The organism is Pseudomonas sp. G11-1 (assembly GCF_024031555.1).
GTDB lineage: Bacteria > Pseudomonadota > Gammaproteobacteria > Pseudomonadales > Pseudomonadaceae > Halopseudomonas > Halopseudomonas bauzanensis.
The window spans coordinates 67,158-93,470 of the sequence record NZ_QEYQ01000001.1 but is presented as its reverse complement, the minus strand read 5'-3'; the positions used below and the strand labels follow the sequence as shown (position 1 = coordinate 93,470).

The window sequence follows — 26,313 nt, the reverse complement described above, 5'->3', positions numbered from 1 at the left end:
GGCGTCCTCAGTTGTTGCTTCTTACTTCATCTTCCGTTCTGGCACCGGTATAGAGAATGGTGGCAGTGGGCAGCAACTGGCTGATAAAGCGGTTCCAGCGCGTCACGCCTGCAGCACCCACAAACACCACATCCTGGGGTTGCATCTCGAACTGATTAGCCAAGATGAAGGCCGAAGGTGACTGGGCATTAAGCTGGAACACGGTCGCTTTCTCGTTCTCGATATTCTCGACGCCGCGAATCACATACACCTCTTTGCCACTGGAGCTCAGAGGCGAAGGGCCGCCGACGGTACCCAGCACTTCGCTGAGGGTCATCTTGCTGGTGCGGTAGGGCAGTGCGCCAGGGCGACCAATCTCGCCCATGACCAAGATCTTGCGCGCATCGTTCAGGCCCATATGCACCTTATCACCGGGGCGCAGGTAAACATCACCAATGCGGCTCGGCATGCTGGTCAGGCGGTCATAGTCCAGGCGGTAGGTCACACCATCGCGGATGATCTGCAGGTTGGATAGGTCAGCAGTTTGGGGATTGATGCCGGCCTGGCCGACCGCTTCCAGCAGTGTCAACCGTTGCGCATTCACCGGCAGAATGCCGGCATTCTCGAAGGCGCCGCTGAAGTAGATCTTCTGGCTGTTGTATTCGATGACGTTAACGTCAACCTGAGGTTGCTCGATATAGCGCGCCAGGCGGGTGGCGATGATGTCACGCAGCTCTTCAAGGGTCTTGCCCGCCACATGCACATTACCGATAAAGGGGTAGAACAGCGTGCCGTCATCCCGCACTACCCGGGCGTTGGCGCTGGAGGGCTGCTGCTGGCCGCCGGGAATGGTCAGCTCGGGATGGTCCCAAACGGTAATGAACAGCGCATCGTTAGCGCCGATCCGGTAGTTCTCCGGGGAATAGTCAAGCAGCGGCTGAGGTACTACCAGTCTGTCATTGACAGCCTGATCCTGAGCGATCAGCTTGGGCGTGATCTGGACCATTTCCACCATGCTGTTTTCAGCGGAGTCCTGACTGATCAGGCGGTCGGTATCCATGTGCATCCCGGGGGAGAACATGCAAGCCTGGAGGAGAAGGGTGGAGGCGCCCAGAGCGACAAGCGGGAATCGGATCATGGTTGGTATTCTTCCGTGGTGTTCCAAGTAAAAAAAAGCCACCTGAAGCGAGGTTTCAGGTGGCTCTTTCCAGCCGCAACGATAAATCAGTTGGTCTGGGTGGCAGTACTTGTCGATGTAGAAGTGCCACCGCTGCTGTCGCTGTCGGAAGCCGCTGCTACAGCCAGGCCCACAGCCGCAACACCCAGTGCTACGCCACCGTAGGAGCCCAGGGTGCCTGCAGCTGCACCTGTGCCTGCGCCAGCGTCGGTGCCGGCAGCAGCTGTCGGTGCGCCTGTTTCAGCAGGAGCGTCCTGCTGGGCGAAGGTAAAGCCGGAGGCGAGCAGAAGACCACTGGCCACCAATGCGATTGCTTGTTTTTTCATATCTCGACCCCTTAAAAGTTCGTGTCTGTCGGATTATACCGACTTGGTTACCCATGGGAACCCACTAAACCATAATGGTTCCATATTGCAAACTGATTATTTAGCGTCCGACTTGTATTCGTACTGATAGTAGCCGTAATTACCGTAGCCGTATGCTGCTGCCTTCTTCTCCACCGCATTGAAGATGGCGCCCTTGATCTCGATACCATTATTGCGGAAGCGCTGTACGGTCAGCTCCACTTCCTTCACCGGGTTAAGGCCGAAACGGGTCACGATCAGGCTGGTGCCAGCCAGTCTGCCCACCAGGGCGGCGTCAGTCACTGCAAGAATAGGCGGTGTATCGACAATGACAAGGTCATACATCGAACTGAGCTGATCCATCAGCGCCTGGAAGTTGGAGTGCATCAACAGTTCAGATGGGTTTGGCGGAATGGTACCCCGGCTGATGAAGTGCATGCCCTCCACCTCGGTCTTGTGCATTACATCCGCCAGGGTGTGGGTATGCACCAGCAACCCCGACAGACCAGCGTCCGGGCTGATGTTGACCAGCTTGTGCAGATAACCCTTGCGCATATCGGCATCGACCAATACCACTTTCTGGCCACTCTGGGCCACGATGGCTGCCAGGTTGGCCGAGATGAAGGATTTGCCCACCCCTGGGCTGGGGCCGGAAATCATCAGGATATTGTTCTTCGCTTCCATCATGGCGAAGTGCAGGCTGGTGCGCAGGCTGCGCAGCGCCTCGATTGACAGGTCCGCTGGGTTGGTGGCCGCCAGCAGGTGCGACCCTTGTACATGGTTGGGCTTACCCTTGAAGTCGCGCTCCATTACCTCCTGGTCTTTACTGAAGGGTACCGAGGCGTAGACCGGCAAGCCGATCTGCTCGATCAACTCGGGGTTCTCGATGCCACGGTTCAACGCATGACGGAGTAGGGCGATAGCGACACCCAACATGCCCCCCAACAGGGTAGCCAGCACCACAATCAAGGCCTTCTTCGGTTTGACCGGCGCGCTGGTATCCACGGCGGCATTGTCAATGATGCGCACATTGCCTACGGTGCCGGCACGCATCACGTCAAGCTCCTGGGATTTATTCAGCATCTGGGTGTAGATCTCGGTGCTCACCTGCACATCACGGGTCAGGCGCAGCAGTTCCTGCTGGGTTTCCGGTAGGCCGCCGACTTCTTCCAGCAGGCGGTCCCGCCGGCTTTCCAGCTGGCCCATCTGACTCATCAACGCCTGATAGCTGGGGTGGTCACGGGTAAAGCGGCGTTGCAGCTCTTCGCGCTTGAGGGTGAGTTCAGAGATGGCCGCCTCCAGCTCCACGACCTGATTCAATACGGATTGAGTTTCGATGGTGATATCTACCGAACCCGCGCTGGCCTGGTAGGCATTCAGCGCACTCTCGGCCTGCTCCAGGTCCTTGCGTACCTTGGGTAGCTGGTCGGTCAGGAACTCCAGGCTCTGCTGGGCCTCAGCGGATTTGCGCTCAACATTCTGGCGCACATACAGCCGGCTGACTTCATCCAATACTGCTATGGCGAAGGCGGGCTTGGTATGCTGAAGAGCGACGGAGAGGATGCCGGAGTCCTTGCCTTTCTCGCTGGCAGCAATCTGACGTTGGAGGCCAAGAATAGTGCTCAGTCGGCCACGCTTCACGACGTTAAACTCGGTGCCGGGGCGAGCTGTGAGTTCGGCTACCTGAACTTTGAAATCGTCGATACTTACAGCAGCACCCACAGTGCCGCTTACCAGCTCTTGGCCATCTTCGTTGAGAAGGGTGTAAGCACCATTCTCACCCGCTACCAGAACCAGGGGTTTGCCCTCATAGGCAGAAGGTACTTCAAGCTGGAATATATCGATACGCTCGCCACCCCAGGCGAAGCTGCCAAAGCCGAGAAAGGCACTGGCCACGGGCTGTTCAGGCTCGGCCTGAAAGCGGCGGTTCATGAAGGGCCCAATCACTGGAAACAACTTGGGCTCGGCAACAATGGTCAGCTTGAGGTTGTCCACAGCCTGGCCAATCACCTGGCGGGACTTGAGCAACTCGATCTCAGTTACGGCAGGTGAGCTGGTAGCGAACATTTCGCTGTCTCCCAGCAAGCTGCCAACGCCGGAGGACTTTTCTTCAATCTGGATCATGCCATTGGCCTGGTAGACCGGCGTACTCAACACCGCATAGGCAATACCCACTACGGCAAAGAAAACGGTACAGGCAATGATGATGGCCTTGTTGTCCAGCAGCGCGCCCAGCAGCGCCAATAGATCGATTTCATCACTGGATTTAGGTGGCGCAACGGCAGGCGTATTCTGCATCAGGGGCTCTCTATAACTGAAAAAACATCACTTGAGATAAGGCAGCCAGGCAGTGGCGGCGTTATCCAGAATCTTGAACACATGCTCAAAAGCGGGGCGCTGCTGACGGTAGGGGTCAGGCACATCCCGCCCATCAGACCACTTGGAGAACAAAAAAGTTTTACCCCGTGCTTCAGGCGCGAGTGAATGGATAGATTGCAGGTGGCGTTGCTCCATTGCCAACACCAGATCAGCCTCACGCAACATCTCTGGAGTGACTTGGCGAGCCTGGTGATCGGGGAGGGGGCAGCCTGCGGTGTCGAGGAACTCCGCAGCAGTAACATCCACCGGCTTGCCAACCAGTGCGCCAAGCCCCGCTGAGCTTATGGTTATGTCTCTTCCTGCCAACTTCTGTTTCAACAGGGCTTCGCCAGTGGGGCTACGGCAAATATTGCCCACACAAACAACCAGAATAGATTTGAACATGCAGTACCGTGGCATCCGTAAATAGGCAGGCGATCAAGTTCGCAACTGTAGATAGAACCCCTATCAAGGTCAAGAAGTGCTGAAGCATGCATGGCGTATATGCCACTTTAATGACGGCGGCTCAATTGTTTTAAAAATGTCTACCCGACCACAGTCTACAAAGCCACCACCCCGGCCCGCGGCCTCCTTACGGTACGCTTTCTCAAGCGCAACACCCAAGCACGACCCGGGGCGCAATAACCAAAAACAAGAAAAGGACTTCCCATGACCCGCTACCCCCACATCGAGCACCACGGCGCCACCAACGGCGTCACCGGCTCCTGCCATCAGCTCCACCTGACCCCAACCGCCAGCGTGTTGATCGACTGCGGGCTGTTCCAGGGGGCAGAAGCCTCCAAACGAGGCGCCGAAGCCAACGATCTCGGCATCGAATTCCCGTTAGAGAGTGTGCAAGCCCTGGTGCTTACCCATGTTCATATAGACCACGTCGGCAGGCTGCCCTGGCTGTTGGCCGCCGGCTTCAAAGGCCTTATCTACTGTACCAAGCCCTCCGCCAAACTGCTGCCCACCGTGCTGGAAGATGCCTTCATGGTCGGCATCCAGCGTGACGCCCGATTGGCCGAGCGCTTTATCAAGCTGGTCGAGCCCATGCTCAACGGCAAGCCCTACCGGGAATGGACAACCCTGATAGAGCAACCCGACCTGCGCTGCAAAGTCCGCTTTCAGCGAGCAGGGCATATTCTCGGCTCTGCCTGGGTAGAGTTCGATGTGCATTACCCGAAGGAAAGTCGCAGGCGCCGTATCATCTTTTCCGGCGACCTAGGGGCACCTCATGCCCCTTTGCTGCCACCGCCGGACACTCCCTATCGAGCAGACGTAGTGGTGCTGGAAAGCACCTACGGCGACCGCCTGCACGAAGACCGCCGCACGCGCCGTCAACGCTTTCAAGCGGCACTGGAGCAGGCGCTGGCCGATGGCGGTACCGTGCTCATCCCGGCGTTCAGCATCGGCCGCACCCAGGAGTTGCTTTACGAGTTGGAAAGCATCATCTCCAGCCAAAAGGGCGTCTGGAGCCAGATGCCGATCATCCTCGATGCGCCATTGGCCAGTCGCTTCACCCAGCTTTATCGCGAACTGAAACCCTATTGGGCCAGGGAAGCACTGGCTCGTGTGGCCAAGGGGCACAAGCCGCTGGGCTTCGATCAATTACTCACGGTCAATACCCACGCTCAGCACCTGGCCATGGTTAATCGGCTGGCCCAGACCCGTCAGCCGGCTATCGTCATTACCGGTAACGGCATGTGCAGTGCAGGCCGCATCGTCAACTATCTGAAGGCCATGCTGGAGGAGCCCCGGCACAATATTGTCTTCACCGGTTATCAGGCTGCGGGTACTCCAGGACGGGCCATTCAGCAATACGGCCCGCAGGGCGGTTATGTGGACGTGGAAGGGGAGCGGCTCAACATTCGCGCTGGGGTGACTACCCTGGGTGGATACTCAGCACACGCCGATCAAAAAGGCTTGGTCAACTTTGTCACTCGCATGCGCCACTGGCCAGCGGAGGTGCGGTTGGTGCATGGTGACAGGGGCGCCAAGCAAGCGCTGGCGGTGAAGCTGCGGGAAAAAGCGAGTTCAAGCAAACATATGTTTGAAATCCTTATTCCCGGCGAGTGACGGTATATAACGAAAAGACAGTTGCAAGATAAGTATGCGAATGTTAGAGCAGCTGTAGTATGCGAAAAGTCCTGTGGTAGAGGCGTTCAGGACTTGTAACAGTCAGCCTAGGCTGAGTAATATCTCAGCCCTTGCGACATGGTCGGCGGCATTAACAAGATGCCTTTTCCGAGAGCCGCGCTAGAAAAAGGAAAAGTAACGTGGCTAAAGACTCTGCAGCAGCACAATGGTATCTCATCCAGTGCAAACCACGGCAGGAAGCCAGAGCCGCTGAGAACCTGCGCAACCAACACTTTCCCTGTTATTGCCCCGTTCATACGGTAGAGAAGATCCAGCAGGGCAAGAAAGTTGTCACAAAACAGCCACTATTTCCCGGTTATCTTTTCATAAACCTGTGCAGGCTCACCGACAACTGGCACAGCATCCGCTCTACCCGGGGGGTGCTGCGGCTGGTGACCTTTGCTAATGAACCCCTGGCGGTAGCGGACGAGATAATTGATAACTTGCAGTCGCGATTGGCCAGTATCCATGGCAGGCCCCTGTTTGAAGAGGGTGGCAAAGTGATGGTAACTGAAGGCCCCTTCAAGGATCTGGATGCTATCTTCTGCAAGTCTGACGGTGACGAGCGTGCCATCATTTTGCTAACTATGCTGCACCGTGAACAGCAGATCCGTATACCAATACAACAACTCAAATCAATCTGAACATTCCGAAACTGGCGCGGTCTTAGAGCCGCTGCGCCAATATGTCGGCGTCAAAATCTGAAAACGGATATGTCCTCAAGAGATCGACATCAAATCTTGGGGCGGTAGCGTGGCCAAGGCCAGCGTGAGAGCGCCATAACGGTGCACGGATGCACACGCAGTCACAGCTCGACTGAAAGACAAAACACAGCATCCAGCAGGAAGAATATATGTGCGGAATCGTAGGTGCAGTAGCCAAACGCAACATCACTCCCATCCTCATTGAAGGCTTGCGCCGCCTTGAATACCGCGGCTACGACTCAGCCGGTGTGGCCGTACTGGCTACCGGCAACGGCATCAAGCGCGTACGCGCTGCCGGCAAGGTGGCAGAGCTGGAAAATGCTCTGGAATTGACACCAGCCCACGGCCACCTGGGCATCGCCCACACTCGCTGGGCCACCCACGGCAAGCCAGCCGAACACAACGCCCACCCACATCTGTCCGAGCGCCTGGCCGTCGTTCACAACGGTATCATCGAAAATCACGGTGCTCTGCGTAAGAAGCTGACGGACCTGGGCTACACGTTCACATCTGATACCGACACCGAAGTTGTTGCCCACCTGCTGGCCCACAACTACAAGCAAAAGCAGAACCTGCTCTGCGCCTTCCGTACCACCCTGACAGAGCTGCACGGCGCTTATGCGCTGGGCGTCATTCACCAGGATGAACCCGATACGCTCTATTGTGCCCGGATGGGCAGCCCGCTGGTCATTGGTGAAGGAAGTGAAGAGCGTTTTATCGCCTCCGACCCGCTGGCCCTGCTGCAGGTAACTGACCAGTTCATCTACCTGGACGAAGGCGACCACGCTCGCCTGACCCTGGAAAGCCGGGAAATCTGGAATAAGCAGAACGTACCGATGGAATATGCGGTGCTGCGTTATGAGCATGCCGCTCACAGTCTGGACAAGGGTGAATACCGTCACTACATGCTCAAGGAAATTCATGAGCAGCCCGTTGCCATCGCTAATACCCTGAGCGGCATCCTGGGTGATGATCACGTTCTTACAGCTACTCTCGGGCCGGATGCAGAAACCCGTCTCAAGGATATCGAGAACATCCACATCGTTGCCTGCGGTACCAGCTACCATGCCGGCTTGGTTGCCAGCTACTGGATCGAAGAGCAGGCTGGCCTGCCGTGCCAGGTGGAAGTGGCCAGCGAGTTCCGCTATCGTCAGGTCGCCGTACCGGCGAATACTCTCCTTATTACCATCTCCCAATCAGGGGAAACTGCCGACACCCTGGCCGCACTGCGCCACGCCAAGTCCCAGGGCTACCTCAGCACCCTGGCCATCTGCAACGTGGCCGGCAGCTCCCTGGTACGCGAAGCGGATTGGCGCTTGCTGACCCAGGCAGGCCCGGAGATCGGTGTGGCCTCTACCAAGGCCTTTACCACCCAATTGGTGGCGCTGCTGTGGTTGACTACCGCTCTGGCTCAGGAGCGTGGTCGCGCTAACGAGCTGATTGCCGCCAACGTGCGCGCACTGCGCAACCTGCCGGCGCTCACTGCGCAAACCCTTGAGCTGAATGGTGAAATCGAAGCTTTGGCTGCGAGCTTTGCTAACAAGCATCACGCATTATTCCTCGGCCGCGGCACCCATTACCCCATCGCCATGGAAGGAGCGCTCAAGCTCAAAGAGATCTCCTACATCCATGCCGAAGCCTACGCCGCTGGCGAGCTCAAGCACGGCCCCTTGGCTCTGGTGGATGAGGACATGCCTGTCGTTAGCGTTGCCCCCAGCGACAGCCTGTTGGAAAAACTCAAATCCAATCTCCAGGAAGTCCGCGCCCGCGGCGGTCAGCTGATTAACTTCGCCTGCGAAAGGGCAGAGCTGGATAACGGCGAAGGTATCACCCACATCAAAATGCCTTGGGTATACGAAAGCGTATCGCCGATCATTTACACCCTGCCGCTGCAACTGCTCAGTTATCATGTGGCATTGGTAAAAGGCACTGACGTAGACAAACCAAGAAACCTGGCCAAATCAGTCACCGTTGAATAGACATCTCAGGTTCCGCAGAACCTTCCAGTCCGTTACACAACTAAACAATCAGGTCTTCATATGACTGCAAACACGCAACAAACCGCTATCCAGAAATTCAAACAAAAAGAGGCGCTGATCGGCGTCGTCGGCCTGGGTTATGTTGGGCTGCCCCTGATGCTGCGCTACAACGCGATCGGGTTTCGCGTCTTGGGGATCGACATTGACGAAGGCAAAGTAAGCAAGCTGAACGCAGGTGAAAGCTATATTGAGCATATCCCAGCGGAGAAAATAGCGGCGGCAGGTCAAAGCGGGTTTGAAGCGACCACTGATTTCAGTCGCGTCAGCGAGTGTGACGCGCTGATTCTCTGCGTCCCAACCCCGCTGAATAAATATCGCGAACCAGATATGAGCTTCGTAATCAACACCACGGATGCGCTGAAACCATATCTGCGTGAAGGGCAGATCGTCTCGCTGGAAAGCACAACCTATCCCGGTACTACTGAAGAAGAACTGCTGCCGCGTGTGCAGGAACGCGGCCTGGTGGTAGGCGAGAACATTTTCCTGGTCTACTCCCCCGAGCGTGAAGACCCAGGCAACCCTGACTTCGAAACACGTACTATTCCTAAAGTGATCGGAGGCCATACCCCCGCCTGCCTGGAAGTGGGATTGGCATTGTACGAGCAGGCCATTGATCAGGTCGTACCCGTCAGCTCAACCAAGGCGGCGGAGATGACCAAACTGTTGGAAAATATTCACCGGGCCGTCAACATTGGTTTGGTCAATGAAATGAAGGTGGTCGCCGACCGCATGGGGATAGATATCTTCGAAGTCGTAGATGCCGCCGCTACCAAGCCATTTGGCTTTACCGCCTATTATCCTGGCCCCGGCCTGGGCGGCCACTGCATCCCGATCGATCCTTTCTATCTGACGTGGAAGGCGCGCGAGTACGGACTTAACACGCGTTTCATCGAGCTGTCTGGTGAAGTCAATCGTGCAATGCCGGAATACGTACTGAGTAAGTTGGTGGAAGGTCTGAACGACAGCGGGAAAGCACTGAAAGGCAGCCGTGTTTTGGTACTGGGTATCGCATACAAGAAGAACGTGGATGATATGCGCGAATCACCTTCCGTGGAGTTAATGGAGCTGATCGAAGCCAAAGGTGCCATCGTGGCTTACAGCGATCCGCACGTCCCAGTATTCCCGAAAATGCGCGAACACCATTTCGAGCTAAGCAGCGAGCCTATGATCGCCGACAATATCGCAAGCTTTGATGCAGTTGTATTGGCAACCGATCATGACGGATTTAATTACGAGCTGATTAAACAGCATGCACGCTTGGTCATTGATAGCCGCGGCAAGTACCGTACTCCGGCAGATAACATCATCAAAGCTTGATCCAGCCCCGCAGTCTGCAAGGAATGATTATGAAGAATTTTGCGCTGATTGGCGCCGCAGGTTATATAGCCCCCCGCCATTTGAAAGCCATCAAGGAAACGGGCAACAACCTGATTGTAGCGATGGATGTGAACGACTCCGTCGGCATCATGGACAGTCATTTTCCCGAGGCCGAGTTTTTCACGCGGTTTGAAGAGTTTTCCGGTTTTGTTGAAGACCTGAAACAAAGTGGCCAGAAGCTTGATTACATCGCTATCTGCTCGCCGAACTATCTGCATTTGCCGCATATGAAATTCGCACTGCAAAACGGCATTGATGTGATCTGCGAAAAGCCCCTTGTGCTGAATACCGCCGACCTGGATACGCTGAACCGGTATGAGAAAGAGTACGGGGCGAAGGTCAACTCCATCTTGCAGCTGCGTTTGCACCCTTCCATCATCGCGCTACGGGACAAAGTCCAGGCAGCTCCTGCTGGAAAGATTTTTGATGTCGACTTGACCTATCTGACCTCACGCGGTAAGTGGTACCTGAAGTCCTGGAAGGGCTTTGACGAGAAGTCCGGCGGCGTAGCGACCAACATCGGTGTGCATTTCTACGACATGCTGCACTTCATCTTCGGCAAAATTATCCACAACGAAGTGCATTATCGTGATGAAAAAACCTCGTCCGGTTTCTTGAAGTACGAGCGCGCCAATGTGCGCTGGTTCCTATCCATCGATGCGAAGCACCTGCCGGAAAATGCGGTTCAGGGTGAAAAGCTTACCTATCGCAGTATCGATATCGAAGGCGAGGAACTGGAGTTTTCGGGTGGATTCACCGATCTACACACTCAAAGCTATCAGCGTATTCTTACTGGCCAAGGTTATGGCGTAGAAGATAATCGCGCTGCGATCGAAACCGTTGACGTAATGCGCAAAGCTGAACTAGTCCGGAACCCGGAAAACCCTCACCCGTTACTCAAAAAGGTGCTGCATGGCTGATTACTACCAACACCCGAGCGCCATCGTGGACGAAGGGGCGCACATAGGCGAGAGTTCGCGCGTCTGGCATTTCGTCCACGTGTGCGCAGGCGCGCGCATCGGGAAGGGCGTTTCTCTGGGGCAGAACGTATTCGTGGGGAATAAGGTACTTATTGGGGATCACTGCAAGGTACAGAACAACGTGTCAGTCTATGACAACGTCACGCTCGAAGAAGGAGTGTTCTGTGGACCAAGCATGGTCTTTACCAATGTTTATAACCCTCGCTCCTTGATTGAACGCAAAGATCAGTACCGCGATACCTTGGTAAAAAGAGGCGCGACCCTGGGGGCCAACTGCACCATCGTATGCGGTGTAACCATCGGTGAATATGCATTCGTGGGGGCTGGCGCTGTCATTAATAAAGACGTGCCCGCTTACGCCCTGATGGTTGGCGTGCCGGCCCGACAGATTGGCTGGATGAGCGAGTTTGGTGAGCAGCTGGAGTTGCCGGTGCAAGGGACAGGCGAGGTAAGCTGCGCCCACACGGGCGCGAGCTATGTCTTGAGCGACAACCGTCTAAACAAAGTGGATGCGCAGTAAATGATTGAATTTATTGACCTTAAAGCCCAGCAAGCACGCATTAAAGACAAGATTGATACTGGTATCCAGCGAGTGCTTGCCCATGGACAGTACATCCTCGGCCCGGAAGTAACCGAGCTAGAAGAAAAACTTGCTGCCTTTGTTGGTGCTAAACACTGCATTACATGTGCCAACGGCACGGACGCCTTACAAATTGCCCAAATGGCTTTTGGCATAGGACCGGATGATGAAGTAATTACTCCCGGCTTTACCTACATCGCGACCGCCGAAACCGTCGCTCTGCTAGGCGCAAAGCCGGTATATGTGGACATCGACCCGTGCACCTACAATTTAGATCCAAGACTGCTGGAAGCTGCCATTACGCCGCGCACTAAAGTAATCATCCCTGTTTCATTGTTCGGTCAATGTGCGGACTTCGACGTCATCAATGCGATTGCCGAGAAACACGGAATACCGGTAATTGAAGATGCCGCCCAAAGCTTCGGCGCTAGCTACAAGGGTAAGCGTTCTTGTAACCTCAGCACCATAGCCACCACTAGTTTCTTCCCCAGTAAGCCACTGGGTTGCTACGGTGATGGTGGTGCCATATTCACTAACGATGAAGAGCTGGCAACAATTCTTCGGCAGATTGCTCGTCATGGTCAGGATCGTCGCTATCATCACGTTCGTATAGGGGTGAATAGCCGCTTGGATACAATGCAAGCCGCCATTTTACTATCGAAATTAGATATCTTTGACGACGAACTAGCATTACGGCAGCAAGTTGCAGCTCGTTATAGCGAACTGTTTACGCTTCATTGTCGCGAAAGCGACAGATTGATAATTCCTTATACCGAACCCCACAACATTAGTGCTTGGGCTCAATATAGTATTCTCCTGCAAGATCGTGCAGACATGCAGGAGAAACTCAAACAGAAGGGTCTACCCACCGCAGTTCATTATCCTATTCCGTTGAACAAGCAGCCTGCAGTAGCAGACATCACTGCTCAACTGCCGGTAGGCGACAGAGTGGCCGACGAAATTATGAGCTTACCCATGCATCCTTACATGACCGATGCGAACGTGGAGAGAGTGGTTTTTTCTGTTTTGGAATAATGGGGTTGTCCGTTAAATGATCTTATCGAAGTGGCTTAATGTTAAATAAGATATTGCCTAAAAGTAGTTTTGCCAAGAATGTGCTCACGCTGATGACGGGCACAACTATTGCTCAAGCGATCCCTATTGCGATAACCCCAGTTCTGACAAGGATGTACACACCGGAAGATTTTGGCGTCTTCGCTCTATTTGTAGCCATTGCTACCATTATCGGGTCGGTAGCGAATGGGAGATATGAGTTGGCAATTATGTTGCCTGTCGAGGATGATGACGCCTTAAATATTGCAGCAATGGGAATGCTGATTGCTACAGTATTAGCGCTAATGCTTGTTTTCCCTGCTGTGTACTTTAACAACTATCTGGCTGCCGTTCTAGATAACGAGTTTATCGCATACTGGTTATATTTTGTTCCATTAGTTGTATGGTTGATTGGTCTTTATAATGTGCTTAACTATCTTAATAATAGAAAAAAAGCCTATATGGATATGGCCAAAGCCACTGTTTATAAATCTGTTGCGCAGGCTATGGTGCAGCTTGGTTATGGTGCCTTGAAGGGAACAGCAAGTGGTTTGATTAGTGGTCAAATTGCATCGCATATAATGGCGAACGCACGTTTGGCGATGAACGTGAGGAATAACTACCGTATCGCGAGCGTGAAGTGGTTAAGTATGCGTCGAGTGGCAAGGCGTTACATAGATTTTCCAAAATATTCAATGTGGGCGGTTTTTGCGAATACCTTGTCGGTACAGCTTTTGAACATATTAATTACTGCTTATTATAGCGTGGCTACGTTAGGTTTTTACTCTCTAGCTCAGCGTATATTGGGGATGCCAACTAATTTAATCGGCATTTCTATCGGTCAGGTTTATTTTCAGCAGGCTACAAAAGAGAAAAATGAGACCGGGAAGGCGGTTAAGATATTTAGAGCTACATCGAAAAGACTTGTAGTGTTGTCATGTGCATTTTTCATACCTTTATATTTTTTAGTGCCGGCGCTTTTTGAGCTGGCGTTTGGCGAGCAATGGCAGGCGGCGGGAATTTATGCACAAATAATTTTGCCTGTGTTCGCAGTTCGCTTTGTTAGTGCCACCCTCAGTAATACGAACAGCATTTTTGAGCGTCAAAAGCTGTCACTTATTTGGCAGGTTGCTTTTCTGGTGCTGTCTATGCTTTGTTTGTTTGTCTGCGGGTACCTTGATTTTAGTTTTGAGATGTTTCTAAGGACATACTCCATTGTTATAACGATCCACTATTTATTATTGCTCGCGCTGCTAAAGTTGGTTTCTGAGGCAAAGATATGAATTCTATTTGCTGATGATTGATTTCTGGGTGAAGACCTGCTGTGTCCAAGCTGTCATAGTGTCATTGTTAATGCGTTTTTTCATCAGGCTGTCGAAGGTTGTTAATTTTGAGCCGGCCTTAAAGTGATTGCACCTCCACTGGAGAATAGAGAAAGTGTGGGTCCGTCCATCGAAGATATACAACTTACCCAAGAGGTTGTTGGTTGATAAAGCTGTTACGGCAGTTGTAGGTATGCATTTTCATCGTATGCAAGCAAGGTACTGTCATTATGACGGAAAAAGCTCATGTGGGCTGTCTGATCTTTTGTTTTCGACTTTCTAGATAAAATCTCCAGCACAGATAACTTATCCAAACTTTGCGGATAAAAATGCGGTGGAATTTGTTACACGCTTACTGGGTAAGTGTAGGTCAGGTTTTTAATTTTAAGCAGTTGGGTTAAGTAACCTTGCTAAAGCACTAAAAAGATTTTTAGGAGATGGGATGAATAATGCTGCGCTGGTCCTGGGTGGATATGTTAATGGCTATTCCATAGTCAAGGAGCTCACGGAAGAGGGTGTTTCTAATATAGCGCTATTTGATTACGGACGTTCCGTTGCTGGTTATAGTAACAAAATTAACTACCATGCGCGTATAGATAAGACGCCTGGCTCGCTTCTGCATGCTCTTAAGGAGCTTAATAAGCAATTTGATTATATCGTTATTTTCCCTACAGATGACTTGCAGGTAGAGAACCTTTCTCTAATCCGCCACGAAATCGAGCACTTTTGCTTTGTACCTTTGAATCCCGTTACAGTGATGCAGTCGTTTGACAAGTATTATCAATATGCTGTGTGCGAAAAAATTGGTATTCCGTATCCTAAGACAGTACAGATAAAAGAACAAAAAGATCTGGAGAGGGTAAGTGAATTGGTTTTTCCGGTTCTCATAAAGCCCTCTACTCGAGTCGATGCTGTAATAAACATATTCCGGAATATGTATATAGAATCATTGGCGGATTTCGAGAAGAATAAACATACGTTCGTTGACTTTTTATGTGATGGTGTCGAATTCATAGTCTCAGAGTTCGTGCCAGGTGATGATACCAATATCTACGCATATACCTGCTTCCGTTCGCCGGATGGGGATATACAGAATGAGTGGGTTGGTAAAAAGCTGACTCAGTATCCGGATAATTACGGTGTCTTTTGTAGCTCCTCCAATGAAGCCTCTGATGAGGTTTTAAAGCAAGGAAGAGCGCTTGTGACAGCGCTGGACGCCTTTGGGGTAGTTGAACCAGAATTCAAATATGATTGCAGAGATAAGAAATATAAATTAATGGAAGTAAACCTCCGTTCAATGATGTGGAATCGCACTGGCAAAATCAGTGGCGTACGGTTGCATAAGTCCATGTACGATTATGCGACAAATCAGGAGGTTGTAGTAGATATACAGAATAGAGACGTTGTTATCCATTTCGTCTACATGATGCATGAGATTGGAAATTTAATAAGCAGAAAAGGGTATTGGCGGCACTTCAAGCATAATGTTTGGGGAGGTGACAAGCGCGTGTGGGCGATTTACGAGTCATCCGACATCAAACCATTTGTTTACAGTTTTTACCTTTTAACAAGAGCGGTCGTGAGCGCATGCCTAAAACGATTAAAAATTCGATAATTTTGACCTTCAAAAAAATTGCGCTGAGACGGCAGGGGGTGAAAATATACAACAATACTGTGTTCTCAGGTGTCACATTTCTGGGTAGTTCTGTAATTGAGCCATACTGCCGTCTGGTTGGCGATCCTAAGATTATTATAGGTAATAATTTTTACCTTAATTCTAATTGTCATTTGTTAGGCAATATAGTTATTGGTGACGATGTAATGATCGGCCCCAAGACGGTGATTTGGGGACGTGATCATGGTATGCAGTTAGGCATGCCAATGAAAAAACAGCCGCACCACAAGGAAGACATAGTTATAGGTGATGATGTGTGGATAGCTGCTAACGTGACGATACTTAAGGGTGTTAAAATAGGCACGGGAGCTGTTATTGGGGCGGGTGCCGTAGTTGTAGGCGACGTTCCTGCCAATGCAGTGGTGGTTGGTAGTCCAGCTAAAGTTGTGAAGTACCGGAATGAATGAACTGCTTTTCCTTTACGCCGTTCTCTCAGAAGGACAAGGTAAAATAACCTGGTGTTAGAAAACAAAGGCAATGAATGAAGAACTTGACTGAATCTGCATTAGCCTGGCTTTGTACGCTCTTGAAAGAGCGCTATGGCCATGATTTTATCGTGGAGAGGGCTGATCAGCATCTTCACCTTCGACTTGCAGATAAATCGGAGGATTACCGGTCAATTATTTTCCCGGTTATGCTGCCTTGTTTTAATAAGGCCGATTCTGACTTCCCTTGCGGTCATTGGGATGCAAGGGATGAAGGGTTCTCTCCCGCTCTGGATGAGCATTTGGCGACTCCAGGCCTGGCAAATCCGCCGATCCCATTGGTGGAGCAGCAGGGTAATAATGTGGTTATACACTACGATATTCTGGGGTTTACATACTGGATGCTCAGTCGTTTGGAAGAGGTTGGGCGCAACGACTTGGACAATCATGGCCGCTTCCCTGCGGCATCGTCGCATGCTTTTAAGTATGGTTATCTGGAACGGCCGATTGTTGATGAATGGTTACACGTCCTTGGACAGGTGATTCAGAGGGTATGGCCGCTAATAGAGCTAAAACGGCATAGATTCAGTATGAAAGTCAGTCATGATGTGGACAACCCTAGTCGATATGCGTTCAGCTCTTTCGCTTCGTTTATGCGCTCCATAGCGGGCGACATATTGAAGCACCGAAACTTCAAACGCGCGCTGCTCGCACCTTGGGTACGGTTGAATACGAAGCAGCAGTTGCATATAGATGATCCATTCAATACTTTTGATTGGCTGATGGACATTTCCGACGAAAATAACCTTCAAAGTGCTTTTTATTTTATCTGTGGTCGTACTGATCCCAGCAAAGATTCAGACTATGAACCGGAGCATCCAGTTATTCGTGAATTGATGCGACGTATTCACCGGCGTGGACATGAAGTCGGACTGCATCCCAGTTACGATACTTACCAGGCACCTGAGTTGATTCGCCAAGAAGCGGCTCGACTGAAAGATATCTGTGCTGAAGAAGGTATATACCAAGAGCAATGGGGGGGGCGTATGCACTTTCTTCGGTGGCAGCATCCCACCACCCTCCAAGCATGGGAAGATGCTGGTATGGCTTACGATACCACGCTAGGTTACGCTGATCACCCAGGCTTTCGCTGTGGAACCTGCTTCGAGTACCCGGCCTTCAACCCGCAAAGCCAGCAAGCGCTGGAGCTTAGAATAAGGCCTTTGATAGTGATGGAGAGCACCATCATTGCGGAACGATATATGGGGCTTGCCTACACTCAGGGCGCCCTAGAAAAATTCCAAGAATTAAAAGGGAAGTGTAAGGCTGTAAATGGGATGTTTACACTGTTATGGCACAATAGCCATTTTATGTCTCAAGATGATTTCCTGTTTTATAAAGACTTGGTGATCAAATGAAGTACTGACGTCTTGTGTTTAAGAAGAGGCAGGAAGCACAGGGTGTTTACAAGAAGCCAATCGGTACTGTACGTCGGAGCGAGACAGGGGTGTCATTACATATGGCATGTGTCGCCATATCTAAGAGAAGGTGTTACTGATTTATGGTTAAGCTTTTAAATAATAGGGTGGTGTTCATTTTTTCCTGCCTGCTGTTTCGGGTGGCTCTTGATCTTTCATATGTTTTGTTTGTTAGTAAAGTTTTTTTCTATGAAGGGTATTCTCTCGAGGTTTCTGTAGATAGGTACTTGATGTCGTGGCTGGTATATGGCATATGCACCATTTTAGTAAGGCACATGCTACACGTCATATCAGACTACTTCATAGTCACGTTCTTACTTGCTATTATAGCCCCGCTAAGCAGTATGATCGGCTTGGGGAATTATAGCGTTTTTCCTTTTTTTGTGGTTATCGCGGTATTCTTTTTCTTTAAGCTTTTTCAATATGGTGGTCCCCTTTCACCGCTAATGCCACCGCCAAAGGTGCCTAGGCTCGCCCGAGGTAGAAAGGTCTCACTGTATATCGCATTTGTCGCTGTCGTTTTTCTGATTCTTTGGTACTTCGCCTCGGGCGCAGTTATGCATTTTAACCTGAATTTCTCCAAGGTTTATGATTACCGCGAGCAAAGTGCAGAGTTAGCAAATGTAGGGGTTCTAGCGTATTTGAATAACTGGGTGTACAAAGTATTTTCAGTGTTTCTGATAAGCTATTCACTTTACAAAAGAAACTTTTTGTTTTTTGCGGCCCTTTGTGCTGCCCAAGTCTTTTTTTACGGAGTTTCTAATCACAAAGCTGTTTTCTTTACCCCAATTATGATTTTTGGTGTTTGGTACTATTTTAGGCGCTTTAATAGCTTGACGATTATGCCGGTGGGCTTTTTACTTGTGGTCGTTGGGTCGCTGGCAGCCTATCTCTATCTTGGGGAGGTAATGGTAGGCTCATTGTTTATTCGTCGTGTTTTCTATGTGCCCTCCTTATTGATGTTTGATTACTTCGAATTTTTCTTTAATAATCAGTTTGTTTATTGGAGTAACTCAGTTCTTTCCAGCTTTATTGCTTACCCATATGATGTTGGTTTACCGCATGTGATTGGTGAGTATAATGGTAGTGGCGCTGGAGCTAATAATGGGTTTATTGCTTCAGGCTATGCGCATGCAGGAGTTATGGGGGTTGTTATATACTCTGTGATACTGGCATATTTTATAAAAATTGTTGATTGCGTGGTGATTAAATCGGATATTCCAACTTGGTTGGCAGTATGTATGATGTTAATTCCGTTGCGCTCAACTCTTATAGCATCTGATTTGCTTACGACTATGTTAACTCATGGTCTCTTAATTGCTCTTGTTATGTTGTTGCTTTTTAGGGATTCGAGAGCCCAAGTTGCTTAAGTATGGTAATTGATATGTTTAAAGTCGCGCATCTTACTTCTGTTCATCGTCGCTATGATACCCGCATATTTCTAAAAGAGTGTGGTTCTCTCTCGGCTCTTGGCTATGAAGTGTTCTTGGTCGTCGCTGATGGTAAAGGTGACGAGGTAAAGAATGGCATTAGTATTAATGATGTAGGAGTATCAAAAGGGCGCTTGGATCGGATTCGCAATGCACCTGCTCTTGTGCTCAAAAAAGCGCTAGACATTGATGCGAGTATCTACCATTTACATGATCCTGAGCTAATTCCTATCGGCTTGAAATTGAAAAAAGCCGGTAAAGTTGTAATCTTCGATGCTCATGAAGATGTACCCAAACAATTGCTGGGTAAACCATACTTGAATGAGGCTGCGAAATGGGTTTTGTCCAAAACTTTTGCTGCGTATGAGCGCTGGGCATCCCCTAAGTTTGATGCGGTGATTGCGGCTACACCTTATATCCGGGATAAGTATCTCGCGATGGGTGTCAAGTCTGTCGATATCAATAACTTTCCTCTGTTGGGCGAACTAGCGCTAGGAGAAGTTGACTGGAGCGAGAAACGGGACGAAGTATGCTATGTGGGCGGATTAGGCAGGATTCGCGGTATTCTCGAAATGGTGCAAGCTATGGGCTTTGTAAAAACGGATACGCGCTTGCAGTTAGGTGGGAGCTTTACTGAGGCAAGCTTTGAAAAAGAAGTGCGGGCCGAGAAGGGCTGGTTGAAGGTCGATGCACTAGGATGGCTTGATCGAGAAGGTGTTCGCGACAGCTTTGCAGGCTCTGTGGCAGGTTTGGTAACGCTTCGTCCCGCGATTAATTACCTAGATTCGCTGCCCGTTAAAATGTTCGAGTACATGGCTGCTGGCTTGCCGGTCATTGCGTCAAACTTTCCTCTGTGGTGTGAGATCATTGACGGAAATAAATGCGGTGTTTGTGTTAATCCACTTGAGCCCGCAGCTATCGCTGATGCGATTGATTATTTGATCAAAAATCCTGTGGAAGCTGAGCAGATGGGGCGTAATGGCCGACAAGCGGTCGAGCGAGTCTTCAACTGGTCTATAGAAGAGTCAAAACTGTCCGGGCTCTATAAGTCGCTGATCTAGCACTATATCTTGAAGTTGAAAACACCCAAGGAGACTTTGAAATTGATGCAACCACATGTCGTCACTATCGGCTTAGGCTATATAGGTTTACCAACTTCCGCGCTAATTGCGGCCAACAATATCTCCGTTCACGGTGTGGATATTTCTCAAAAGGTGGTGGACACCATCAATGCGGGCAAAATTCACATTGTTGAACCTGAACTGGATACTGCGGTAGCCAGTGCGGTGGCGGCGGGATTTCTGCGTGCTGACACCTTGGCGGTACCAGCGGATGTATATCTGGTAGTAGTGCCTACGCCCTTCAAGGGCGGGAGTCACGAGCCGGATATTTCTTATATTCAGGCGGCTACCGAAAGTATTTTACAACTGCTCAAAGAAGGTGATTTGTACATCATTGAGTCCACTTCACCGGTGGGCACAACCGAGCGCATGCGTGATTTTATCTACTCCCAGCGGCCGGAGTTAAATGGCAAGCTACATATTGCCTATTGTCCGGAGCGGGTACTGCCTGGCAACGTTATGTACGAGCTGGTGTACAACGACCGTGTGATTGGCGGTGTGGATGATGCTGCCACTCAGAAAGCCTGTGAATTTTACCAGCAGTTTGTCAAAGGTGAATTACACCGCACTAATGCCCGCACCGCTGAAATGTGCAAGCTTACTGAGAACGCCAGCCGTGATGTGCAGATTGCGTTCGCCAACGAGCTATCGCTCATTTGCGATAAAGCAGGTATTGATGCATGGGAGCTTATTCGTCTTGCCAACAAGCACCCCCGTGTAACCATCCTGCAGCCTGGTAGCGGGGTAGGTGGGCATTGCATCGCGGTTGACCCCTACTTTATTACTTCTGAGTTCCCCATGGAGTCTCAGATCATCGGTAAGGCGCGTGAAATAAACAATTACAAGGCTTTTTGGTGTGCAGAAAAGACCAGACATGCCATTCGTGATTTTGCCATCAGTCAGGGTAGAGCTCCTTCTGTTGCCTTGATGGGCCTCGCCTTCAAGCCAAACATTGATGATCTACGCGAGTCTCCTGCTGTTTACATCGCGCAAAAAGTACTGCAGGAAGCCGGTAACGAGAATTACTTCATTGTAGAGCCGAACATTCATGAACATGCTTACTACAAGATAACCGATGTAAAAGAGGCGGTTGAGCAGGCTGATATGGTTGTGTTTCTGGTCGCGCACAATGAGTTCAAACAGTTGGATATACCTACAGGCAAAGTGGTGCTGGATTTTTGTGGGGTGACAAAATAATGAAGGTTCTGTCCGTATTCGGTACACGCCCGGAAGCCATTAAAATGGCTCCACTGGCTAAGGCACTGGCTGAAGATGATTTTTTTGATGCTAGGGTGTGCGTGACAGCGCAGCATCGGGAAATGCTCGACCAAGTACTGGAGCTGTTCGAGATCACGCCGAACTATGATCTGAACCTGATGAAGGCCGGCCAAGACTTGTACGACATTACGTCGGGCGTGTTGCTTGGGCTGCGGGATGTGCTGAAGGAGTTTCAGCCTGATATCGTGCTGGTACATGGTGATACGGCTACCACTTTTGCTGCTACGCTGGCTGCTTTTTATCAGCAGATTCCTGTGGGTCATGTGGAAGCAGGTTTACGTACCGGTAATATGTATTCGCCTTGGCCGGAAGAAGCCAATCGTGTGCTGACCGGCCGCCTGGCCGCTGTGCATTTTGCGCCGACCGAGCGTAATCAGAATGCTCTATTGCATGAACATATTGCTTCCGACAAGATCACTATTACCGGCAACACGGTGATTGATGCTTTGCAGTGGGTAGTGAGAAAGATTGATCAGTCGGCTGCGCTGAAAAACAGTATCCAGTCTGTTTTGAAGCAGGCGGGATTAAACACGGATTTGTTAAACAAACGATATGTGCTGGTAACAGGGCATCGTCGTGAGAATTTTGGTGAAGGCTTTGAGAATATCTGCGAGGCGCTTAGCCAATTGGCTGCCGCAAACCCTGACACTCACTTTATTTATCCCGTGCATTTGAACCCCAATGTGCAAGAGCCTGTGAAACGTTTGCTGGGTGATTCAAACAATGTCCAGTTGATCGAGCCGCTAGGCTATGAGCCGTTTGTTTACCTGATGCAAAATGCTTATCTGGTATTGACCGACAGCGGTGGGGTGCAGGAAGAAGCCCCTGGGTTGGGTAAGCCAGTGCTGGTGATGCGCGACACCACCGAGCGCCCAGAAGCTGTGGAGTCGGGTACGGTGAGGCTGGTGGGAACCGATGCCGACCTGATTGTGCGGGAAGTGCAGTGCCTGCTGGATGATGTAGCGCTGTATGAAAAAATGTCTCTTGCCCACAACCCCTACGGCGATGGTAAGGCCAGTGAGCGGATTTGTGAGTACTTGAAGAGTGCGAGTCACGCTAACATCTGACAAGACCTGCTACCGGTTCTGGAAATCGAAATTGATCAATCAGGTGAGTTGATCACCACTATCGAATGGATGACCGTGTGAAAGTTCTTTATTTCCATCAGCATTTTGTTACTCCAAAAGGGGCAGGGGCAATACGGTCCTATGCCATGGCGCGTAAGCTGATTGAGCGAGGCCATAGCGTCACCATGGTGTGTGGCAGCGCCCAGGGCGGCACCACAGGCCTGACGGGTGAGTTCGTCAATGGTCAGCGCCGAGGAACGGTTGATGGCATTGATGTATTGGAATTGAATCTGGAATATTCCAATAGCGATGGCTTTGCCAAGCGGATCAAGACGTTCCTCAGTTTCGCCTTTCGCAGTGTAAAAGTTGCTATGACCGAGAAGTACGATCTGGTTTTTGCCACGACGACACCTTTGACGGCGGGTATACCTGGCATTCTGGCGCGGTGGCTGCGGGGCAAGCCGTTTGTTTTCGAGGTACGAGATCTCTGGCCCGAGCTGCCCAAGGCGATGGGCGTGATCACCAACCCGGTAATATTATGGGCAATGAGCGTACTTGAGTGGGCTAGCTATCGTTCCGCTCATCGTCTGGTTGGATTGTCGCCTGGCATTGTGGAGGGTATCGAGAAACGCGGCGTACCGTCTGAACGGATCACGATGATCCCCAATGGTTGCGATCTCGATATCTTTACAGCGGATGTGGAGCCGTGGCGGCCGGAAGGAATCGCTGATTCTGATTTGATGACGATATTTGCCGGTACTCACGGGATGGCCAACGGGCTGGACGCGGTTCTGGATACTGCTGCTGAACTCAAGCGGCGTGGTCGTAGTGATATCAAGCTGCTGCTGATAGGCAATGGTAAGTTCAAGCCAACATTGCAGGAGCGTGCGAGCAGAGAAGGACTGGATAATGTGGTGTTTCATGATCCGGTAAACAAGACTCGCTTGGCCGGATTGATGAAGTCCACCGATCTGGGGATGCAGATTCTGGCGAATGTGCCGGCCTTCTACTACGGAACTTCACCCAATAAATTCTTCGACTACATTGCTGCCGGACTGCCGGTATTGAACAACTACCCTGGATGGCTGGCGGGCATGATTGAGCGCGAACAATGCGGTTATGCGGTACCGCCGGCAGACCCGAAGGCATTTGCCGACGCTTTGGAGGGTGCAGCTGCAGATCGCGTTGGACTGAAAGCGATGGGTGCTAACAGCCGAGGGCTGGCGGAGCGGGAGTTTGATCGAGATAAATTGTCTGATCAGTGGGTGGGGTGGTTGGAGGATGCTTTTTCGGGGGCAGGACGCTAACGTTATGTTGAAACGTATATTCGACGTGGTTGCCTCGGCAATAGCTTTGTTGCTTCTGTCTCCAGTGATTGCAATCGTTGCATGGCAAATCAGCCGCAAAATGGGCTCTCCGGTACTGTTTCGCCAGGTACGCCCCGGTTTGAATGGCAAACCCTTCGAAATGGTTAAATTCCGCACCATGAAGGATGCTGTTGATGCTGCCGGTAATCCTCTGCCTGACTCCGAGCGTATGACGCCGTTCGGCCAGTTTTTGCGTTCGTCCAGCCTGGATGAATTGCCGGAGCTGTGGAATGTGCTCAAGGGTGATATGAGTCTGGTCGGCCCGCGTCCGCTATTGATGGAATACCTGCCCTTGTATTCCACTGAGCAATACCGCCGCCATGAAGCTCGCCCGGGTGTAACGGGGTGGGCGCAAATCAATGGTCGGAACTCGCTCAGTTGGGATGAGAAATTCAAGCTGGATGTGTGGTATGTCGACAACCGATCCCTATGGTTGGATATCAAAATTCTGTTTCTGACGGTCAAGAAGGTGGTGGTGCGCGATGGCATCAGCGCTGATGGTGAAGCGACTATGTCGAAATTCACTGGTAACGGTTCATGAAGCGACTGGCGATTCTGGGTGCCAGTGGCCATGGCAAAGTGGTGGCTGACTGCGCTGAGCTATGCGGTTGGGAGTCTGTCAGTTTTTTTGATGATGCCTGGCCGGAGAAGCAGAGCAATGGTGCTTGGTTTGTCATCGGTAATACGGATTCATTGTTGGCCCGCGTTGGGGATTTTGATGGTGTGCTGGTTGCCATCGGTAACAACAGTGTACGAGAAGCCAAGCTGCGCGCGTTGTCTGAGCAGGGGGCGACGTTGCCGGTGTTGGTGCATCCGGCCGCAGTCGTGAGCCGTTATGCGGTGATTGGTGCTGGTTCGGTTCTATTTGCGGGTGCTGTGGTGAATGTGGATTGCCGTATTGGTAACGGCGGGATCATCAATACCGGTGCGACGATTGATCATGACTGCGTTCTTGGTGATGCGGTGCATGTGAGTCCTGGCGCACACCTTGCGGGCGGGGTTTGCGTGGGTGATCGCAGTTGGGTGGGTATTGGCAGCTCTGTGCGACAGTTGGCTCGGGTCGGCTGCGATGTTGTGGTTGGTGCGGGGGCTGCGGTGGTGTCGGATATTCCTGATGCCTGCGTCGTGGCTGGTGTGCCGGCGAGGGTGCGGTAGTTGTTGATTAATTCTGGTTTTCTTCATTAGAAGGTTTTCTCCATGCTTAACACTCCTTTTTCTCCCTGGCCTTCCTTCACTGAGGAAGAAGCCAATGCTGCGCGTGATGTGTTGCTGTCCAATAAGGTTAATTACTGGACAGGCCAGGAAGGCCGCGAGTTTGAGAAGGAGTTTGCTGCCTGGGCCGATTCTGAGTATGCCGTTGCGTTGACCAATGGCACGGTAGCGCTCGACTTGGCATTGAAGGCGCTGGAGATTGGGCCGGGTGATGAGGTGGTGGTGACGTCACGTACATTCCTGGCTTCGGCTTCCAGCATTGTTACCGCCGGAGCCGTACCGGTTTTCGCAGATGTGGATGCTGATTCGCAGAACATTACTGCTGAGACTGTGCGTGCGGTACTGACCGAGCGCACCAAGGCGGTGATCTGTGTGCATCTGGCCGGTTGGTCCTGTGATATGGACCCGATCATGGCGTTGGCACAGGAGCGCGGGCTGTATGTGATCGAGGATTGCGCGCAGGCCCATGGTGCGCGCTACAAGGGGCGTGCTGTTGGCTCGATTGGCCATATCAGTGCGTGGTCGTTCTGTCAGGACAAGATCATGACCACCGGTGGTGAGGGTGGCATGGTGACTACCAACGACCGGGACCTGTGGAAGCGTATGTGGTCATACAAGGACCATGGTAAATCCTGGGATGCCATTTATGAGCGAGAGCACCCGCCGGGTTTTCGTTGGTTGCATGAGAGCTTTGGTACCAATTGGCGGATGACTGAAGTTCAGGCGGTGATTGGTCGCATTCAGCTCAAGCGTATGGCCGATTGGACTGCTGCCCGTACACGTAACGCGGAGCGGATCTGGGAAGCCTGCCGCCAGCATGCGGCCCTGCGGGTACCTATGCTGACTGCTGATTACGTTCATGCGCACTACAAGTGCTATGTGCAGGTGCGCCCGGAACAGTTGGCTGAAGGCTGGACGCGGGATCGGGTGCTTGAGGAGATTGTAGCCCGGGGTGTGCCGTGTTTTCAGGGGTCATGTTCTGAGGTGTATCTGGAAAAGGCTTTCGATAATACCGGTTGGCGTCCGGCTGAGCGCCTGCCGGTGGCGCGGGAGCTGGGGGAAACCAGCTTGATGTTCCTGGTGCATCCGACGTTAACTGAGGATGAGATCAGGAAGACCTGCGCCGCAATTGATGAGGTGATGAGAGAGGCGGGGGTTTAATTAGCCTCTTTAATCATATTGTCTTAACAAAGCCGCTGCTCTGCTTC

General features: G+C 51.4%; 23 protein-coding genes. 19 read left to right on the top strand and 4 right to left on the bottom strand.

The window, feature by feature from the left end; genetic code table 11:
- Positions 1-7: 7 nt before the first annotated feature.
- From DHB74_RS00430 to DHB74_RS00415, 4 genes are all read right to left on the bottom strand, one after another.
- Entirely contained in the window at positions 8-1,039 is a 1,032-nt protein-coding gene (locus DHB74_RS00430) for a polysaccharide biosynthesis/export family protein (RefSeq protein WP_499160554.1), read from the bottom strand.
- Positions 1,040-1,203: 164 nt separating this feature from the next.
- On the bottom strand, positions 1,204-1,482 hold the full coding sequence (locus DHB74_RS00425) for a hypothetical protein (RefSeq protein WP_499160553.1): 279 nt from the start codon (positions 1,480-1,482) through the stop codon (positions 1,204-1,206).
- 96 nt (positions 1,483-1,578) lie between these two features.
- Entirely contained in the window at positions 1,579-3,798 is a 2,220-nt protein-coding gene (locus DHB74_RS00420; RefSeq protein WP_499160552.1) for a polysaccharide biosynthesis tyrosine autokinase, read from the bottom strand.
- A 27-nt stretch (positions 3,799-3,825) separates the two neighbouring features.
- Complete coding sequence (locus DHB74_RS00415) at positions 3,826-4,263, bottom strand: low molecular weight protein-tyrosine-phosphatase (RefSeq protein WP_499160551.1); 438 nt, start codon at positions 4,261-4,263, stop codon at positions 3,826-3,828.
- 264 nt (positions 4,264-4,527) lie between these two features.
- Here DHB74_RS00415 and DHB74_RS00410 point away from each other — a divergent pair, with 264 nt between their 5' ends.
- The 19 genes from DHB74_RS00410 (at position 4,528) to DHB74_RS00320 (ending at position 26,266) form a co-directional block, all read left to right on the top strand.
- Entirely contained in the window at positions 4,528-5,937 is a 1,410-nt protein-coding gene (locus tag DHB74_RS00410) for an MBL fold metallo-hydrolase RNA specificity domain-containing protein (RefSeq protein WP_499160550.1), read from the top strand.
- Positions 5,938-6,137: 200 nt separating this feature from the next.
- The gene (rfaH, locus tag DHB74_RS00405) at positions 6,138-6,641 is read left to right on the top strand and encodes a transcription/translation regulatory transformer protein RfaH (protein WP_036989496.1); all 504 of its coding nucleotides are present in this window, start codon (positions 6,138-6,140) and stop codon (positions 6,639-6,641) included.
- A 209-nt stretch (positions 6,642-6,850) separates the two neighbouring features.
- Positions 6,851-8,680 carry a glutamine--fructose-6-phosphate transaminase (isomerizing) gene (gene glmS, locus DHB74_RS00400; protein WP_499160549.1) on the top strand — a complete coding sequence of 610 codons (1,830 nt, stop codon included), beginning with the start codon at positions 6,851-6,853 and terminating at the stop codon, positions 8,678-8,680.
- A 60-nt stretch (positions 8,681-8,740) separates the two neighbouring features.
- On the top strand, positions 8,741-10,057 hold the full coding sequence (wbpA, locus tag DHB74_RS00395; RefSeq protein WP_499160548.1) for a UDP-N-acetyl-D-glucosamine 6-dehydrogenase: 1,317 nt from the start codon (positions 8,741-8,743) through the stop codon (positions 10,055-10,057).
- A gap of 29 nt (positions 10,058-10,086) precedes the next feature.
- The gene (locus tag DHB74_RS00390) at positions 10,087-11,037 is read left to right on the top strand and encodes a Gfo/Idh/MocA family protein (protein WP_499160547.1); all 951 of its coding nucleotides are present in this window, start codon (positions 10,087-10,089) and stop codon (positions 11,035-11,037) included.
- Positions 11,030-11,617 carry a UDP-2-acetamido-3-amino-2,3-dideoxy-D-glucuronate N-acetyltransferase gene (gene wbpD / locus DHB74_RS00385; RefSeq protein WP_499160546.1) on the top strand — a complete coding sequence of 196 codons (588 nt, stop codon included), beginning with the start codon at positions 11,030-11,032 and terminating at the stop codon, positions 11,615-11,617. Before DHB74_RS00390 ends, wbpD begins: the two co-directional genes overlap by 8 nt.
- On the top strand, positions 11,618-12,712 hold the full coding sequence (locus DHB74_RS00380) for a DegT/DnrJ/EryC1/StrS family aminotransferase (protein ID WP_499160545.1): 1,095 nt from the start codon (positions 11,618-11,620) through the stop codon (positions 12,710-12,712). It abuts the gene before it with no gap.
- Between the two features lie 38 nt (positions 12,713-12,750).
- Positions 12,751-14,013, top strand: coding sequence for a lipopolysaccharide biosynthesis protein (locus DHB74_RS00375; RefSeq protein ID WP_499160544.1), 1,263 nt, complete (start codon positions 12,751-12,753; stop codon positions 14,011-14,013).
- Positions 14,014-14,494: 481 nt separating this feature from the next.
- Entirely contained in the window at positions 14,495-15,667 is a 1,173-nt protein-coding gene (locus DHB74_RS00370; protein ID WP_499160543.1) for a carboxylate--amine ligase, read from the top strand.
- On the top strand, positions 15,640-16,134 hold the full coding sequence (locus tag DHB74_RS00365; protein ID WP_499160542.1) for an acyltransferase: 495 nt from the start codon (positions 15,640-15,642) through the stop codon (positions 16,132-16,134). Before DHB74_RS00370 ends, DHB74_RS00365 begins: the two co-directional genes overlap by 28 nt.
- A 74-nt stretch (positions 16,135-16,208) precedes the next feature.
- Complete coding sequence (locus DHB74_RS00360) at positions 16,209-17,570, top strand: polysaccharide deacetylase family protein (protein ID WP_499160541.1); 1,362 nt, start codon at positions 16,209-16,211, stop codon at positions 17,568-17,570.
- Between the two features lie 143 nt (positions 17,571-17,713).
- On the top strand, positions 17,714-19,000 hold the full coding sequence (locus tag DHB74_RS00355; RefSeq protein WP_499160540.1) for a hypothetical protein: 1,287 nt from the start codon (positions 17,714-17,716) through the stop codon (positions 18,998-19,000).
- 14 nt (positions 19,001-19,014) lie between these two features.
- A complete protein-coding gene (locus tag DHB74_RS00350; protein ID WP_499160539.1) occupies positions 19,015-20,121 on the top strand; it encodes a glycosyltransferase family 4 protein in 1,107 nt (368 codons plus the stop codon).
- Positions 20,122-20,166: 45 nt separating this feature from the next.
- Complete coding sequence (gene wecC, locus DHB74_RS00345; RefSeq protein ID WP_499160538.1) at positions 20,167-21,378, top strand: UDP-N-acetyl-D-mannosamine dehydrogenase; 1,212 nt, start codon at positions 20,167-20,169, stop codon at positions 21,376-21,378.
- On the top strand, positions 21,378-22,526 hold the full coding sequence (gene wecB, locus DHB74_RS00340; protein WP_499160537.1) for a non-hydrolyzing UDP-N-acetylglucosamine 2-epimerase: 1,149 nt from the start codon (positions 21,378-21,380) through the stop codon (positions 22,524-22,526). Before wecC ends, wecB begins: the two co-directional genes overlap by 1 nt.
- Before the next feature lie 77 nt (positions 22,527-22,603).
- A complete protein-coding gene (locus tag DHB74_RS00335) occupies positions 22,604-23,833 on the top strand; it encodes a glycosyltransferase family 4 protein (RefSeq protein WP_499160536.1) in 1,230 nt (409 codons plus the stop codon).
- A gap of 4 nt (positions 23,834-23,837) precedes the next feature.
- Positions 23,838-24,434 carry a sugar transferase gene (locus DHB74_RS00330; RefSeq protein ID WP_499160535.1) on the top strand — a complete coding sequence of 199 codons (597 nt, stop codon included), beginning with the start codon at positions 23,838-23,840 and terminating at the stop codon, positions 24,432-24,434.
- The gene (locus tag DHB74_RS00325) at positions 24,431-25,048 is read left to right on the top strand and encodes an acetyltransferase (protein ID WP_499160534.1); all 618 of its coding nucleotides are present in this window, start codon (positions 24,431-24,433) and stop codon (positions 25,046-25,048) included. The genes DHB74_RS00330 and DHB74_RS00325 overlap by 4 nt, the downstream gene beginning before the upstream one ends.
- Positions 25,049-25,090: 42 nt before the next feature.
- Entirely contained in the window at positions 25,091-26,266 is a 1,176-nt protein-coding gene (locus tag DHB74_RS00320) for a DegT/DnrJ/EryC1/StrS family aminotransferase (protein ID WP_499160533.1), read from the top strand.
- Positions 26,267-26,313: the final 47 nt, after the last annotated feature.

Coding starts and splice junctions, on each gene's coding strand:
- DHB74_RS00390 (WP_499160547.1), top strand. CDS start 10,087: ATGAAGAATTTTGCGCTGATTGGCGCCGCAGGTTATATAGCCCCCCGC.
- DHB74_RS00430 (WP_499160554.1), bottom strand. CDS start 1,039: ATGGATACCGACCGCCTGATCAGTCAGGACTCCGCTGAAAACAGCATG.
- DHB74_RS00355 (WP_499160540.1), top strand. CDS start 17,714: ATGGTTAAGCTTTTAAATAATAGGGTGGTGTTCATTTTTTCCTGCCTG.
- wecB (WP_499160537.1), top strand. CDS start 21,378: ATGAAGGTTCTGTCCGTATTCGGTACACGCCCGGAAGCCATTAAAATG.
- DHB74_RS00375 (WP_499160544.1), top strand. CDS start 12,751: ATGTTAAATAAGATATTGCCTAAAAGTAGTTTTGCCAAGAATGTGCTC.
- DHB74_RS00330 (WP_499160535.1), top strand. CDS start 23,838: ATGTTGAAACGTATATTCGACGTGGTTGCCTCGGCAATAGCTTTGTTG.
- DHB74_RS00320 (WP_499160533.1), top strand. CDS start 25,091: ATGCTTAACACTCCTTTTTCTCCCTGGCCTTCCTTCACTGAGGAAGAA.
- DHB74_RS00425 (WP_499160553.1), bottom strand. CDS start 1,482: ATGAAAAAACAAGCAATCGCATTGGTGGCCAGTGGTCTTCTGCTCGCC.
- DHB74_RS00410 (WP_499160550.1), top strand. CDS start 4,528: ATGACCCGCTACCCCCACATCGAGCACCACGGCGCCACCAACGGCGTC.
- DHB74_RS00360 (WP_499160541.1), top strand. CDS start 16,209: ATGAAGAACTTGACTGAATCTGCATTAGCCTGGCTTTGTACGCTCTTG.
- DHB74_RS00420 (WP_499160552.1), bottom strand. CDS start 3,798: ATGCAGAATACGCCTGCCGTTGCGCCACCTAAATCCAGTGATGAAATC.
- wecC (WP_499160538.1), top strand. CDS start 20,167: ATGCAACCACATGTCGTCACTATCGGCTTAGGCTATATAGGTTTACCA.
- wbpA (WP_499160548.1), top strand. CDS start 8,741: ATGACTGCAAACACGCAACAAACCGCTATCCAGAAATTCAAACAAAAA.
- wbpD (WP_499160546.1), top strand. CDS start 11,030: ATGGCTGATTACTACCAACACCCGAGCGCCATCGTGGACGAAGGGGCG.
- DHB74_RS00365 (WP_499160542.1), top strand. CDS start 15,640: ATGCCTAAAACGATTAAAAATTCGATAATTTTGACCTTCAAAAAAATT.
- DHB74_RS00350 (WP_499160539.1), top strand. CDS start 19,015: ATGTTTAAAGTCGCGCATCTTACTTCTGTTCATCGTCGCTATGATACC.
- DHB74_RS00370 (WP_499160543.1), top strand. CDS start 14,495: ATGAATAATGCTGCGCTGGTCCTGGGTGGATATGTTAATGGCTATTCC.
- DHB74_RS00325 (WP_499160534.1), top strand. CDS start 24,431: ATGAAGCGACTGGCGATTCTGGGTGCCAGTGGCCATGGCAAAGTGGTG.
- glmS (WP_499160549.1), top strand. CDS start 6,851: ATGTGCGGAATCGTAGGTGCAGTAGCCAAACGCAACATCACTCCCATC.
- DHB74_RS00415 (WP_499160551.1), bottom strand. CDS start 4,263: ATGTTCAAATCTATTCTGGTTGTTTGTGTGGGCAATATTTGCCGTAGC.
- DHB74_RS00380 (WP_499160545.1), top strand. CDS start 11,618: ATGATTGAATTTATTGACCTTAAAGCCCAGCAAGCACGCATTAAAGAC.